This window comes from Paenarthrobacter nitroguajacolicus, from assembly GCF_029952445.1.
In the GTDB taxonomy this organism is placed as follows: Bacteria; Actinomycetota; Actinomycetes; order Actinomycetales; family Micrococcaceae; genus Arthrobacter; species Arthrobacter nitroguajacolicus_B.
The window spans coordinates 59,245-73,872 of sequence record NZ_JAQPPK010000012.1; the positions used below are offsets into that span (position 1 = coordinate 59,245).

Annotated in this window: 10 protein-coding genes; 2 read left to right on the forward strand and 8 right to left on the reverse strand. The window is 60.3% G+C overall.

All coding sequences use genetic code 11. The annotated features are described in order from the left end of the window. Window positions 1-164 precede the first annotated feature (164 nt). Window positions 165-2,711, forward strand: coding sequence for a GH25 family lysozyme (locus PJL15_RS10685; RefSeq protein WP_432443812.1), 2,547 nt, complete (start codon window positions 165-167; stop codon window positions 2,709-2,711). An 83-nt stretch (window positions 2,712-2,794) separates the two neighbouring features. On the opposite strand, the gene PJL15_RS10690 is transcribed toward PJL15_RS10685, so the two are convergent. The 3 genes from PJL15_RS10690 to PJL15_RS10700 form a co-directional block, all read right to left on the reverse strand. Beyond that, window positions 2,795-4,141 (reverse strand): hypothetical protein, encoded by a 1,347-nt coding sequence (locus PJL15_RS10690; protein WP_281451121.1) that lies wholly within the window; start codon window positions 4,139-4,141, stop codon window positions 2,795-2,797. 214 nt (window positions 4,142-4,355) lie between these two features. Then, window positions 4,356-4,892 carry a hypothetical protein gene (locus tag PJL15_RS10695; protein WP_281451122.1) on the reverse strand — a complete coding sequence of 179 codons (537 nt, stop codon included), beginning with the start codon at window positions 4,890-4,892 and terminating at the stop codon, window positions 4,356-4,358. A gap of 178 nt (window positions 4,893-5,070) precedes the next feature. Then, a complete protein-coding gene (locus PJL15_RS10700) occupies window positions 5,071-5,679 on the reverse strand; it encodes a hypothetical protein (protein ID WP_281451123.1) in 609 nt (202 codons plus the stop codon). 211 nt (window positions 5,680-5,890) lie between these two features. Between PJL15_RS10700 and PJL15_RS10705 the strand changes: the two genes are divergently transcribed. Next, entirely contained in the window at window positions 5,891-9,334 is a 3,444-nt protein-coding gene (locus tag PJL15_RS10705) for a chitobiase/beta-hexosaminidase C-terminal domain-containing protein (protein WP_281451124.1), read from the forward strand. Between the two features lie 79 nt (window positions 9,335-9,413). On the opposite strand, the gene PJL15_RS10710 is transcribed toward PJL15_RS10705, so the two are convergent. From PJL15_RS10710 to PJL15_RS10730, 5 genes are all read right to left on the reverse strand, one after another. Next, on the reverse strand, window positions 9,414-10,370 hold the full coding sequence (locus PJL15_RS10710) for a glycosyltransferase family 2 protein (protein ID WP_281451125.1): 957 nt from the start codon (window positions 10,368-10,370) through the stop codon (window positions 9,414-9,416). Window positions 10,371-10,373: 3 nt separating this feature from the next. Next, window positions 10,374-10,859: a GtrA family protein gene (locus PJL15_RS10715; RefSeq protein ID WP_281451126.1), complete on the reverse strand. Its 486-nt coding sequence runs from the start codon at window positions 10,857-10,859 to the stop codon at window positions 10,374-10,376. 2 nt (window positions 10,860-10,861) lie between these two features. Next, window positions 10,862-12,964 carry a DUF6541 family protein gene (locus PJL15_RS10720; RefSeq protein WP_281451127.1) on the reverse strand — a complete coding sequence of 701 codons (2,103 nt, stop codon included), beginning with the start codon at window positions 12,962-12,964 and terminating at the stop codon, window positions 10,862-10,864. Between the two features lie 74 nt (window positions 12,965-13,038). After that, window positions 13,039-13,770: an ABC transporter ATP-binding protein gene (locus tag PJL15_RS10725; protein ID WP_281451128.1), complete on the reverse strand. Its 732-nt coding sequence runs from the start codon at window positions 13,768-13,770 to the stop codon at window positions 13,039-13,041. Then, the gene (locus tag PJL15_RS10730) at window positions 13,771-14,628 is read right to left on the reverse strand and encodes an ABC transporter permease (protein WP_281451129.1); all 858 of its coding nucleotides are present in this window, start codon (window positions 14,626-14,628) and stop codon (window positions 13,771-13,773) included.

Here is a 14,628-nt window from a genome sequence, read left to right on the forward strand (position 1 = left end):
TCGGGCACACCTCCATGATGCGGGCTGGGCTGGCGCTCACCCTGGCGCTTACCGCAGGCAGTTTCCTCGGTGCGCCCGCATGGGCACAGACCCCCGGACCGCAGCCGGCGCCCACATCGCAGTCATCTGGGTCACGACAAGGGCCCCAACCGGCTGGAAACGGCGTGGCACCAGCTCCTGCTGAAAACACCCCTGAGCCAGGGAAGCTGCCCGACCAGCTGGCGCCGATCACCGGCGTCGAACTTTCGCCCGGTCCGTCGTCCGCGCCTGCCGCGGATCCCTCCAGCAAGGCCGAAGCGCAGGGGACGCAAACCAAGGCAATGCCAGGCAACGCCCCCGACGCCGAAAGCATGAAGGCCGCCATGCGCGCTGCCATTCCAGCGGGCGGCGCCGAAATGGGCCAGCGCTCCCCCAGGGTCGTGACAAGCAAACAGGACAAAGAGGCCGCCGCGCCTGCCCGAGGCAAGTCCGTGGGGGCCGCTGTCCAGTCCATGGTTCCGATGGCAGCAGACCAGGGCCACTGGCGACCCACCGTGGGGATCCAGGGCCAGGACGTCAGCGCACACCAGGGCAACGTCGACTGGCAAAGCCAGTGGAGCCAGGGCTCCCGGTGGACCTACGTCAAGGCTTCCGAAGGAAACTACTACCTCAACGAGAACTACACGCAGCAGTACGACGGTTCCCGGAGTGTAGGCATGGTTCGCGGTGCCTACCACTTCGCCATCCCGAACTGGTCCTCCGGGGCGGACCAGGCAAGGTACTTCGTGGCCAACGGAGGCGGCTGGTCGGCGGACGGGTTTACGCTGCCGCCCGTTTTGGATATCGAGTACAACCCCTACGCCGGACGTACCATCAACGGCTTCTATTTCGGCAATACCTGTTATGACATGTCCAAGGCCCAGTTGGGACAATGGGCAGCCGACTTCGGCAACACTGTCAAGGCCTTGACCGGGCGGTTCCCGGTTATCTACAGCACCACCGACTGGTGGAACACCTGCGTAGGCAACAGCACCTTTGGAAGCTACCCGCTCTGGATTGCCTCCTATTGGAACAACCCCACCAATTCGCCCGGAACGTTGCCGGTCAGCTGGGGAAATTACTCCATGTGGCAATACAGCAGCACGGGGCCCTTCGAAGGTGACTCGAACATCTTCAATGGCAGCTATGACCAACTGCGTACGTTCGCCCGTGGAACAGGAACCCCTTCCAACCCTTCGGTCAAATCGGGGGCCGATATCCTCACCACGAACGCTGAAGGCCAGCTGGACGTCTTCCCGGCCAACGGCAGCGGACGGATCACGGGGCCGGTCAGAATAGGATCCGGATGGGCGGGAGCCAAGTCCTTGTTCGTCGTCGATTGGAACCAGGACGGCGTTCAAGACATCCTTTCCCAGTGGGGAGACGGGACCCTTAAAGTCTTCCGGGGTGCTCCAGGTGGGGGGTTCTATGCTCCTATCCAAGTGGGTTCAGGATGGCAGGAAATGTCGCTGACTGTTGGGTGGTGGAACTTCCTGGATGGCTATCCGGGAGTCATTGGACAGGACTCCCGAGGCACCTTGTACCGCTACCCCAACACCGGAGGTGGAGGCCTGGGCAACGGGGTGCAGATCGGAACAGGTTTCAGCGGCCACCAGCTGAACCAGATCGACTTTGACGGCGACGGCAACCAGGACATCGTTTCCCGAACCGCGGACGGCACACTGCGCTTGTTCCGCTCCAACGGGGCGGGCAACTTCTACAGTGAACCAAGCCGGGTCATCGGATCGGGTTGGGGAGGCATGACAGCCGTCAGTTCCTCAACGAACTTCACAGGAGCCGACTCGCAAGGACTTCAGGCGAGGGCCGCCAACGGCGACCTCTACTACTACCCCGCATACTCGGGAAGTTGGGGCGACCGGAGCCTCATCGGACTGGGATGGAATGACGCCAGCCTCATCAGCGGCGCTGCATTGGACGTTGACACAACGCTCGGCGTAGACCCGGAGGACGTCTTGGCAGTCCGTCCCGATGCCAATCTCTACCGGTACCCCGGTACAGGCACCACAGCGCTGCTGCCGCAGGAACTTATAGGGACAGGTTGGGCGGGCCTCACCGCAGGATTCGTAACGGACTGGAACGGCGACGGCGCGCTGGACGTCGTGGCCCAATGGTCCGATGGACGCCTGAACGTCTACCCGGGCAGGAACGGCAAGGGCTTCGGAGCGCCCATCGCCCTTGGAAGCAACTGGAAGGGATGGACCCTGACTGTTGGAACATGGAAGAAGGCAGACGCCCACCCTGGAATCGTTGGCTACGACTCCAGCGGCCGGTTGTACTACTTCAACAACGCCTCCGGCAAGACTGTCTCCACGGGAGTCTCCATCGGCACGGGTTGGACCGGCCTGGACATCATTCAGACCGACTTTGACAAAGATTCCAACGCCGACCTGCTGGCCAAAACCAGCACGGGGGATCTGATTCTCTACCGCTCAAACGGCACGGGGAACTTCATGCCCGGCGCCGCAACACTCGAAGGCACCGGGTGGAACATCATTTCGAGCTTTGGCGCAGTCCGCGACTTTGCCGGCGCGGGCTCCACAGGCATTATCGCCAGGACCACCATTGGGGAACTCCGGTATTACCCCATTGGCGCCAACAAGGCCTGGGGTACGGCGACACGCATCGGGACAGGCTGGAACGGGCTGACAATTTTGGCGCCGGCTGCACCCTGAAACTATGTGAGCGAAACTCCCCACGCGCTAAGGGCCAGCCAATAGTTGGCTGGCCCTTAATGCGTACGGGCGTTGTGAGCGATTTAGGCCAACAAAGAATTCATGGCATTGATGAGTGTGGTTTCCACTCCGTTGGTTCCCGCTTTGAAATGCGCAATATGCCCATAGACGGTCATTGAACCACCGGCAATGCCCGGGAAGTCAGGCTCCCATCCGCCCTCATAGCTTCCCAAAGGCATGGACGAGGGAAAGAATTCATTGCTGGGGATATAGCAGCACGACTCATTCGCGTATCCACCCACGATGATTCCGTTGGTTCCGCCATTATTGTTCCGGAAGTAGGCGGCATAACCACTGACCAGTTCACCGCCGATCATGGCAATCTTCAACTGTGGGCTGCCATTGAACTTCCACACCTGGAACGGCGAAGGAACGGCAGTAGCAACACTGTTGCTGTCAATGCGCCCGATCATCACTTGGGCATGGCGCTGGTACCACTGGGGCTGCCCGTTGGGGTTCGCCAGCCTGGCCACGTACGCTGCCCTCACGGCAGCGAGATTGCCCGCCGTGGGTGTAATGTCCAAAGGCAGTTGGACCTCCTGGTATCGGGTGACCAACGGTCCACTCAGCGCCCGGCCAGCAGACTGCATGTTGTTGTGCACTGTCGCCCCCAGGGCATCGCCGTGCTGGTCCCTGAGCTCCCAACTACGGACTCCCCCAGGATCCTGGTCACCGGCGGGACCCTGGATAAACATCGCAAAGCAGTCGGCGTTCCTGTTCTCGATGTAGTTGCAAGCGCCAGCCGCAAAGTCTCCGTCGAACAATGTGCGCAGCCCCGCGCTGATGGGGTGACACCCATAGCTGAAGATCACGGCAGCCGGGGTACCGTTTGAACGCCTGGCCACCAGGATGGGAACAGCAGTCTCGGTATAGGGCAGGCCAACCCTGTTCGCAGCGAAATTCTGGCTCGACACTTTGTAGTCGAAAGTCACCGCCGTTTCGTCAGCGTCCAAGGCTTCCTGCGCCAGATCCACGATGGTGTCTTCAAGGTCGGCGCTGTAGGAGCGAACCAACCCGAGATCGGACAAGCCGTAGGCCATATAGGGGTGGAGGGTATCGATCAGGACGGGCCCGTTATGGGTGTGGGTGGCCTGGATCAGAATGTCGCTGCTGGCCCAGCCGGAAAGTCCGATGATCCTGTCGCGGATCCTCTGATGCATGGCCCTCGGCAACGCCAGGACGTCCAGGCTGATGATGATGTGCGGATTCGCATCTTCCCAGATCACGATGGCCCGCGCATACAGGGGCTCGAAAGGCGAGCTGCTTGTTGCCTCGCGGCCACCGTCCGTGGAACCGTATCCCGCCATGTAGGGATTGGTGCTTAGCGACGGCGTTATGTCAGCGCTTGCAGTTCCAATTCGAAACGCCATAAAAGATCACTCCTCGATTGTGCGCAACGGGTGACCTTCGTTTGCCACCAAACAAAGTCAGCTTCCCGAAAACGTTGAAATGCCAATGCGCGGGACCATCTTCATTACACCATGTGGGCCCGCAATTTAGTGTGGATAAAGATGACGAAACTACATATGAAAGTGGTGTTCCGTTTAGCCATTTTGGGCCGGTTCACCCAATCCGTGCAGCGCGTCAGCCAACCACAGCGGTCTTGAGCCAACGGGTGAACAGAGCCGCCTGCGGAGCCATTGGCGCCAGCGTCAAGGCGCCTTTCACCACAGGCACACCGTAGGCAGCCAAGGCGGCCGGGAGGGTTCTGTGATCCGTGCGGGTGCATGCCCTCACGATTCGCAGGCAGAGCTCCGATGCCTGTCCGGGAGGAGCCCCCGCAGCAACCGCAGCATTTACTGCTGCAGTTTCCTCAGGCGTCAGCACAAGCGGTCCGCTGCCGACGTAAGTCACCTGGCAGTCGGCGATGTGCATGTACCGCGTTGAAGCCCACACTTCGTCCAGGCTCGAGAACTTGCCTATAAGGCTGCCGTCTTCGGCCGTACAAGTGAATTGATACCGGATCTTCGGCTCAGGGCGCTCGACGGCGACCTTATTGTCCGTGGCGACAACAGGCGCCAGATCCAGGCCAGAGAGTTGGGACGTTTTTGTATTGGTTCCTGAACAGCCGGTCAAGGCAATTGCTGCCACACCGAGCTGAAGAACACTGCGCCTGCGCATGTCCACCGAGGGATCCCCACTTCATTCGGATGCTCCCCAGCTCCGCATGCATTGGTTATTCGCCCCAAGCCGTTTCCGGCTGCGTCTTAGTACATCATCCCCTAAATCCTGGATTTGTCACGGCATTTCTTTTCAGACGTGTGAAGGACCGCTTACGCGACGTCCCACAGGCAGGAACCTACTGTTGCGGAGCGCCGGTCCTGGTGCCGTCCGCCCACCCCTTGATGATCTTCGCCTGGGGCGCGTCCGGACAAAACGCGGCAGCGGCAACCAATGCCTCGTGCCCGGCTTCCTTGAAACCCCCCGGACCGGTCTCATCGCTGACCCGCGTGCACAAACGCAGTACCTCCAGCATCACGGCAAGCCCTTCCTCGGGGCGGGCACCAGGGGTCACCGTGGAAATTGCCTGTTCTTCCGCGGAAGTTGGCTCAAAGGGCTGTCCGCCCTCATAGCTGACGTCGCAGGATGCCATCCGGGTGTAGTTGGTGGCTGCCCACACCTCAGCCAAACTGGACAACTGGACCTCAGGCGACGCGTCCAGGCTGCCGCAGCGGTATGCGTAGCGGCCAGGCTCGTCGTCGCCGCCAAGTTCAGGCGTTTCAGCAGGCTCACTGGTGGAAACCGTCGGCGGCGATGAAACTTCCGACGGCGGCTGGCTGGGTTGGGCGCTTGCGCTGACGCTTGCCGAGGGTGAGGCAGTGGCCGACGGAGTTGGCTGTGGCAAGGGCGTGGTGCAGCCGGCCAGCAGCATCACAAGGGGCACTGCAATCACCAACAGTTTGCGCATTGAAACCTCCATCACCATCGTGCGGGGCCGGCCCCCATGGGTCAAGCACTCCTGGCGCCAATTGGACGCCATGTGGACAGTTTCCCCGATCCACTAGTGACAAATGGGGAAATTGGTGCAAGATGTACTAAGACGCAACCGGAAACGGTGTGGGGCGAATAACCAATGCATGCGGAGCTGGGGAGCATCCGAATGAAGTGGGGATCCCTCGGTGGACACGCGCAATCGCAGTGTTCTTCAGCTTGGTTTGGCATGTCTTGCCTTCGCCGGTCGCTCAAGAACCTCTCATCCAACCTCCCGTAACTCGGTCCGCCATGGAGCGGGTACAAGACGGCGTCAACACAAGATCACTGCGGTCCTTGCCACCGCCAGTCTTGCCACAGCAGCCCTGACAGGTGTGCTGGCCGCCGGACCGGCCTTCGCGGACCAAGCCCGTCAAACCGTGGCCACTGGCCTCACGCAAGCCTCAGGAACAGTGGTTGACCCCAAGGGCCGGCTGTGGGTTTCTGACGCCCGCGCGGGCTTCTGTCGGGTGACCGAAGCCACCGGAAGTACTGCGGGAGGCATTGAAACCTCTACCTGCCTTGGCGGTACCCTCCCCGGACACAAGGACGGCCCTGCCTTGGCCGGAACCCCGGCCATGATTGATCCGACACCTGCGTCCGCTGGCAGTGGCGACGAAATCGCGTTCCTGCCGGATGCCGCCGTCGGAAGTTCCGACGTCGTACGCGCCCGCTGGAACAAAGCCACCTCAGTCTTCGATTACAACGGTTCCTTGACGATCTTCGACAGCGACCTCAGGCCAAATGCCGTCAGTGACGGACCGGACGGCAATATCTACTTGTCGTTTGCCAACGCGCGGTCCATCGTCAAGATAGTGGACCCGACGGCCCTGCACCCGAGCATCGAATCCATCGCATCGGTCAATTCGAAGTCCCTGGGCTTGGCCGCCACGCACCGCAACAGCGCCGGCAACGTTGTGGTGTACGTGGCCGAGACATCCGGGCTTACCGTCTTCACGGCGCCCGACGACGGTGTGCTCACAAATTTCGTGCCCGCGCCGCTCTACAACGTCGGCAAGCCGACTGCGATCTACTATGACTGGCAGTCGCCGCTGGTGCTTTACACGGGAACGGGCGGTGGGACCACAACGGCCGACGCCGGCAAGGACACCATCTCACGTATCGACTTGAGCACGGACACCGTGGACAACCAATGGGCGCTGGGCTTTAGCAAAGTTGGTGGCCTGGCCATGCGCGACGGCAAGTTGCTGGTGATGGAAGATCCCGGGCTGCTTGACCCCGCCAAGCCGAGCGAACGCGGCAGGTTGCTCGCGCTCGGTGGCGTGGTCCCCTCCATCATCAGCGGCCCGACGGCGGCCAATGGAACCCAGGCCGCGAACCCGGCATTTACCAACGATTCGACCCCGACGTTCACTGTCGCTTCCACCCCTCCAGGCGGAGCACTTGACTGCAGCTTGCAACTGAGCGCTGCAACGCCGGTATGGCAGGTTTGCACGGGTGGAACCTTCACACCCTCCACCGCCCTGGCCAACGGCGCCTACACGTTCTCGGTACGGGCCGCACCGTCAGGCTTGCCCGTTTCACGTTCCTTCACGATCGATGTGACTGCTCCGAGCATGCCAGTGATCACCTCACCCCTTGCCGGGTCGACGGTCAACGGCAAGCCCGTCCTGGGGGTCACCTCGGATCCGGACTCCACCCTCAGTTGTTCCGTGGACTCCACCACCGTCTTCACGGCCTGCAGCAACGGTTATGTCTTCAACCTCGCAACCGCGGGCCAACACGTGCTGGGTGTACGGGCGACGGACATGGCTGGCAACATCAGCCCCGTCGCGTCGGTTACCGTGACGGCTGACCTTACGGCTCCACTGGTAACCGTCACTGAACCGGTAGAGGGCGCGACGGTAGGCATTTCGCCATCCTTCACCTTCGCTTCCTCGTCTCCGGACATTGCGGGCTTCAGGTGCAAGCTGGGCTCCAACGCTTTCACCGAGTGCACATCGCCCAAGGTCTACACAGACGTTCCGAGCGGGCCTGCAACGTTCACAGTGGAAGCCAGGGACAGCGCGGGAAACACGTCCACGGCGACGAGGAATGTGACCGTTTTCGCTCCCGACACGGTGCCGCCGGTAGTTTCGGCTGACCCTGTTGGAGGTACTTACGGAGCCAACAAGACCATCAATCTCTCGGTCAATGAAGCGGCTACGATCTTCGTCACCACTGACGGAACGACGCCGACAACCTCCAGCCCGGTTTATTCAGGGCCTATCCCCCTGACGTCCATGACGCTGAAGTACTTTGCCCGGGACACAGCCGGAAACACCTCATCGGTCGTCACCCAAACGTACGTCCTGGACAACGTCGCGCCTTCCGTGACCATCTCCCCCGTCGATGGAGCTTACGCTTCCGGACAGCAGGTCACCATAACTGCCACTGAAGCGGGGACCATCTTCTACACCACGGATGGCACCCCACCAGCCACATCGGTCAGCGGCACGACCAAGGCGTACAGCGCAGCTTTCCCGCTCACATCCAACACCACCGTCAAAGCGGTGGCCGTGGATGCCCTGGGGAACGCGTCGGCCGTAACGACCAGGATCTACACCATCCTGGACGCCACGCCCCCGGTGGTAACCGCAACCCCGCCTGGCGGCAGCTACCCTGCAAACCAGCAGATTACGCTGACCACCAACGAACCGGGCTCAAGTATCTACTTCACCACCAACGGCACCAACCCGACGGCGACCGCTGCCAACAAGTACTCCTCCGCCATCACCCTGACAGCGGCCATGACGTTGAAGTACTTCGCAGTTGATGTCTCCAACAACAGTTCGGCAATCGTCACGCAGAACTACACGGTGGCCGTACCGCCAACTGCCACCTGGAAGGATTTCACCGGCGACGCCAAGAACGACGTCCTGGCACGGGATAACAGTGGCACTTTGTGGCTCTACCCGGGCAACGGATCCGGCGGGTGGCTGGCACAACAATCGGTGGGAACCGGCTGGAACTCGCTGAATATCATCATCCCCACCAAGGACTTCAACGGGGACGGACGCAGCGACGTGCTGGCGCGGGACACCGGCGGCGTCCTCTGGCTGTACCCCGGCAACGGCACCGGCGGCCTGCAAACGCGGGTCCAAGCCGGCACCGCATGGCAGGGGATGACAACGATCCTGGCCCCCGGCGATTTCAGTGGCGACGGAAAGGCTGACGTCCTGGCCAGGGATTCGGCCGGCGTCCTCTGGCTCTACCGTGGCAACGGCACTGGCGGATTTGCCTCCAGCGTCCAGGTCGGAACGGGCTGGAACGCAATGAACGCAATCCTCAGTACCGGGGACTTCAACGGGGACGGCAAAACCGACGTTTTGGCCAGGGACACCTCGGGCATCCTGTGGTTGTACCCCGGCAACGGAACCGGAGGTTGGCTCAACAGGCTCCAGGTTGGAAGTGGCTGGAGCGCCATGACCGCAATCCTCGGCCCGGGCGACTTCAACGGCGACGGCAAGAACGACGTCCTGGCCAGGGATGCGGGCGGCAACCTCTTCCTCTACCCAGGCAACGGGACCTCCGGGTGGCTCAGCCGCAGTCAAGTGGGCTGGGGTTGGGGAGGATTCACCTCCCTTCCATAGAGGTACATATAAGGGCAGGGCCCGGACGCCAGAAGCGTCCGGGCCCTGCCCTTATATATGCGCCCTAAGACTACAAGCGCTAAGCGCGTTCCTTCATCGGGTGCATGGAGGGTCTGTTGGGGCTTGCTTGTATATCCAGTTGCAGGGAGACCAGCAGCATTTGTACTCCCAGCACAAAGGGCACGACAGCCAACATCACCGACCCCGCCGTGGGTGAACCCACGCTTGCAGCAAGCACCCAGATTCCAGCCACGAGCCCCATCACGATCAGGGCGATGCCGGCAATCAGCAGCAGGGCCACAGCCGAGAAGGACCACACCATGTACTTCCACCACACCCGGCGCCAAAAACCGCCGAAGAGCATGGCAAGAAGTTCCGGGATGACTTTGCGGAGCTTGATGCTGGAAACTTCATTTCCGTAGACCGCCGGAATGGGCACATCCACAATCGGGACGTCCAAAATGTTCAGGTGGATGAGAAGGTCATTCTCGAAGCTGTAACGCGCGGCCACCTTGTTCATCGGCAGACGGCGAAGCACCTCGGTCCGAATGGCCGTGTAGCCGTTCTGGGGATCGAAAATGTGCCAGTATCCGGACGCAAGCTTGGTCATGAACGACAAGACGATGTTGCCAAAAATACGGTAACCGGGCATGCCCGCAAACGATTCACCAGAGAAGAATCTGTTCGCCTTCGCGAAACCATAGCCATCAACTACAGGATCAAGCAGCTGCGGAAGGTAATCCGGATCCATCTGCGCATCGCCGGCCATCACAACGTTGATGTCGGAGCCCAGTTCCATGGCAGCCTTGTGGGCCGTCAGTACTGCACCACCCACACCCTGATTGACCTCATGGCGGATGAGGGTGACACGGCCGTCGTCTGCGCGACGTGCAGCTCCCGAAGTGTCATCGGGGCTGCAGTCGTCAACGATGACAATGTCGTCGACGAAATCAGGCATCGTCTCGATGACCTGCGCGATGTGGTTTTCTTCTTTATAGGCCGGTACTACCGCGGCAATTCGAACGCCTCGATACATCGATTATCCTTCGCTGCTGTTAGGTGTGAGTTTTTGGGCCGGTGGGCCGGAGTCCGCCTGGCCGCCTGTCTGTTCGTCGGCGCTCTTCAGTTGCTTCTTCTGCGGGAAGATCCAGTGCTTGTAGATGAAGTAGTTCCACCCCATGGTGACAATCGTCGCAACTACTTTACCCACAACGTAACCGGCGCCCATGAGCTGGAAAAGTTCCACAATTCCCATAACGGCCACGGTATTGAACGCCAGAAGGACGGAGTACCGCAGCACCCCGCCAAGGGCCGTGCCTCCGCCACTGAAGGCGAAATGCCGCTGGAGGAAGTAATTGAAGAAGAAACTTCCCCAGAATCCGGCACCCGTGGCGAGCCACAAAGGCCAGCCGAAGACCTGGAAGCACAACGCCAAAAGACCGAGGTCCACAAGGAAGCTCAAGCCACCAACCAGGAGGAACTTGAACAAACTGGAACCCATGAACTTTCCGATGAAAGCCTTCATGATCAGCAGATCCTTCCTAGCGGCGCTATGCCGTCCGGCCTCGTATTTTCAAGGATCCCCGAGACACCGTCAAGCTGAAGGCGGTCCTTGGCAGCGGCATCGAACGCTTCTTTGCCACCGGGAAGCTGGCTCCAGTCAATCTGGTAGAGAGCGGCGTTACCTTCACGCACCACGAGTTTAAGGTAGGGAATGGAGTCTGGCTGCGTCAGACCCGGCTTTGGCTCATCCCAGGCCCGAATCCTGCCGTCGGCAATGTAAACCCACTCGATGCCAAGCTCCGAGGCAGCACTGCGGGCAGCTTCATCGGTTGCCAGTTCCGGCAGTTTCTGCAGGACCAGGAGTTGTCGATTGGTAGGAAGAATTTCGAAGTGCCGGATCATGGGCATACGGTTTCCGAGCGCATACATCCACACCGATCCGTCACAGGAATCATTGAGAACCGTGGCGTCCTGCGGCACGTACTTGTCCATGGTGCTGAGCAGGTCAACCTCAGACGAGCTCAACGTGGGGCCATCAACCTTCGTGTTGATGTTGATGCGCTGGGCATTCTGCTTGAAGTAGGGGATGGCCGCAATACCGGTCACCAACATTATTGCTGCTGCAGCGCCCGCGGTCACCACATGGCTGAGGTTCCGTCGCCCCTTTGTTCCATCCCCAGTGGAACGTGCGGCACGGATTCTGCACCACAGCCAAGCTACGGCCTCCGCCAACTGGGCCACACCCAATCCGGCCAGTGGCACGAGCAGCATGACCAGAATGCCGAATATCCGCCACTGGTCGTCGTAGAAGGGCGCTGTAAGGGTCATGAACCGGGGGTTGTCCGTGCCCATGGTGTAAACGGAGAGGAATGCGAACGCCAGGACAGGCCCGAAATACCACCACATACGGATCCTGAAGACCAATGCCAGGCAGCCCAATGCCACCATGGCGGTCAGGATCGGCATGGCCATGGAGCCGTGGTTCAGGAAGATGATGTTCTGGATGGCACCATTGCGATCTGTGTCCGCTGCCCACACCTGTTTGGAAACGCGCTCGGATTCCTTCAGCATCTGGGCGATGATCGGCAATCCGAGAATCACGGCCAGGACGCCGCATACGGCCAGGTATACCGTGATGCCGAGGATCCTGCCCTTTCGGCGGACAAGTGCAGACAGCATCCAAAAGACAAGGACAGGAAGTACTGCGAAGGCCAATGAAGGATGGACTGCGATCAGACCCACTGCCCCAAAAGCGATACCGGGGATCCAGAATTTCTGGCGCTCCAGTGCTCCCTTGACGGCCAGGTAAACAAAGGGTCCTACCATCAGCATGCCGGCAAAGAACGGAATCAACGGTCCCCGCCACAACAGGTCATAGGGGAAGACCGTGAACCAGCCCGATACTGCCCCAGCCGCCGCCACAGCGATCGGGCGGCGGGTAATCACCATGGTCAGTGCCATGGTGCTCAGGGGCAGTTGCACTGCCATCATCACCAGGACAAAGACATTCAGGAAGACGGGGATGCTCACCCCGCTCATCGGCCAGAACAGTGACAGTACGGCGTGGAAGGCTATCGGGTAGCTCCGGATGGGAGCTTCGGCGATATTGGTGTCGTAGTAGGCGAAGTTGCCTGCAATACTCGGGTCCCACTCATGGTTGACCGAAATCAAGCGGATCATGTTGGCGTGCCACGGAATGTCCCAGTCCTGGTTGATTCCCAGAAGTCCTTCTGTTCCTACAGTCCAGCACACCGCGGCAACAGCACCGCCGGCGAGGAGCCCCGCACCAATGACCCACCAGGATCCCTTGAAGTGGTGCTTGCCAAAGATGCTCTGCCGTGGAGCTGCTTCGAACTTATCCGGGAAACGCCGGCGAAGAGCGAGCCTGGCACCGAAGAGTACTGCCGACAACAGCAACAGGACCACCATGACGGGGAGCAGTTGCCAGCTCAAACCCAGTGCGTTGCCCATGACGCCAATGACCGTAAGGACACCCATGCCAAGCAAGGGAGCCACCACGGGCAACAACACGCGTCGGACACCCAGGGCTTCGCCGAGGATCCAGCCCGGGCCCCACCACAACACAACGATCAGGAGTACACACAAAAGCAGGGGGCCGATACCCATTCCTACAATCGCCTTTCTTAGATGCTTCTACCAGCCATCCGTTGACAGACGACTCTCTTGCAAATGGTTGCCGGTTAGTTTCGTTCCCGCAGCCAGGCCACAGCCTGGTCCGCAGGACCCTCGAACTGCACCGTCCCCGAGGACAGGACGACCCCGCGGTCACAGATTCGCGAAATCATGTCGAGGTCGTGGCTCACAACCACCAAGGTCCGTCCCTCATCAGAAAGTTGCTTGATCTTGGCGAGGCACTTCCTTTGGAACGGCTCGTCGCCCACGGCCAGGATTTCGTCTACGAGGAAGATATCCGGCTGGGTGTGAACCGCTACGGCAAACGCGAGACGCAGGAACATACCCGACGAATAGAATTTCACCTCGGTATCGATGAACTGCTCAATCTCGGAGAAGGCAACAATTTCTTCAAACTTCTCGTTGATTTCCTGTTCCGTCATACCCAGGATTGCCGCGTTCAAGAAGACGTTCTCCCGCCCGGAGAGATCCGGGTGGAACCCCGCCCCTACTTCAATGAGGCCTGCCACCCGGCCCTTGGTTCGGACCGTTCCCTTGTCAGGAAGGATGACGCCGGAAATGAGCTTCAAAAGGGTGGACTTACCAGAACCGTTGAAGCCCAGGAGGGCCACGGTCTCCCCCGGCTGAATTTCAAAGCTGACGTCATGAAGGGCATCAAACCTTTTGGTGAGATCGCCCTTGCGTCCCTTAACCAGCCAAACCAGCGTTTCCTTCAAGGAGTGCGAGTGGCGGAGGTTGAATGTTTTCTTGAGGTCCTTGACGATTACTGCAGCACCCATTTAGACCTCCTGCGCAAAGTGGCCCTCGAGCCGTCGGAACACGAGCTGGCCGATGATAAGGAACAAGGCAGCCATCCCAAGACCGAGCAGCCCCGTCCACATCAAATGCGGGGGAAGCTCGACAGGCCGGTTGACCGTGGGGTACCAGAAGGCCCAGTGGAACAGCTCGACGGCTACGGTAATTGGATTCAGCTGGTAGATCACCAGCACCCATTCCGGGGCGAGGCGCCGGATCATGGTCCAGTCGTAAAGGACCGGTGAAGTCCAAGTGACGATCATCATCAGCATGTCGACGATGTTCTCTGCATCCCTGAAGAAGACGTTGATGGCACCAGCCAGCAGCCCAAGACCGGTCGCTGTGACAGCCACAATGACGAAGCCCAGGGCCGCCCCGATGAGTTGCAGGACGTCCGGATGCCAGCCCGTGAGCAGCGCGGCTGCAAGCAGGACCACCAGCTGCGGCAGGAAGTGAACCGCGGCAACCCAGACAGAGGCAACCGGGAACAACTCACGCGGCAGGTAAATCTTCTTCACCAACGCAGCATTGGACACGATGGACCGGGTGGCGTTCGAGAACGCTTCCGAGAAGAAGTTGATGACGATGACGCCGGAAAACATGTACAGCGCGTAGTTGGGTATCTGGTCACCGACGCGGAGCACAATGCCCAGGGCGAAGAACAACACCACGTACTGGACCAGGGGCTTGACGTAGGACCAGGCCAATCCCAGGACAGAGCCCCGGTAACGGACGCGGAGTTCCTTGCGGACGATCAACTTCAGGAGGTACCGGCGTCGATAGACGTCCAGCAGACCGGCACCTACCCCTGGAACAGCGTATGTATCAGTGGAAGTGGCCAT

What these genes read in the sequence shown, in the direction of transcription:
- PJL15_RS10695 (WP_281451122.1), bottom strand. Translation starts at nt 4,892, where the DNA reads ATGCGCAGGCGCAGTGTTCTTCAGCTCGGTGTGGCAGCAATTGCCTTG.
- PJL15_RS10690 (WP_281451121.1), bottom strand. Translation starts at nt 4,141, where the DNA reads ATGGCGTTTCGAATTGGAACTGCAAGCGCTGACATAACGCCGTCGCTA.
- PJL15_RS10710 (WP_281451125.1), bottom strand. Translation starts at nt 10,370, where the DNA reads ATGTATCGAGGCGTTCGAATTGCCGCGGTAGTACCGGCCTATAAAGAA.
- PJL15_RS10725 (WP_281451128.1), bottom strand. Translation starts at nt 13,770, where the DNA reads ATGGGTGCTGCAGTAATCGTCAAGGACCTCAAGAAAACATTCAACCTC.
- PJL15_RS10715 (WP_281451126.1), bottom strand. Translation starts at nt 10,859, where the DNA reads ATGAAGGCTTTCATCGGAAAGTTCATGGGTTCCAGTTTGTTCAAGTTC.
- PJL15_RS10730 (WP_281451129.1), bottom strand. Translation starts at nt 14,628, where the DNA reads ATGGCCACTTCCACTGATACATACGCTGTTCCAGGGGTAGGTGCCGGT.
- PJL15_RS10720 (WP_281451127.1), bottom strand. Translation starts at nt 12,964, where the DNA reads ATGGGTATCGGCCCCCTGCTTTTGTGTGTACTCCTGATCGTTGTGTTG.
- PJL15_RS10700 (WP_281451123.1), bottom strand. Translation starts at nt 5,679, where the DNA reads ATGCGCAAACTGTTGGTGATTGCAGTGCCCCTTGTGATGCTGCTGGCC.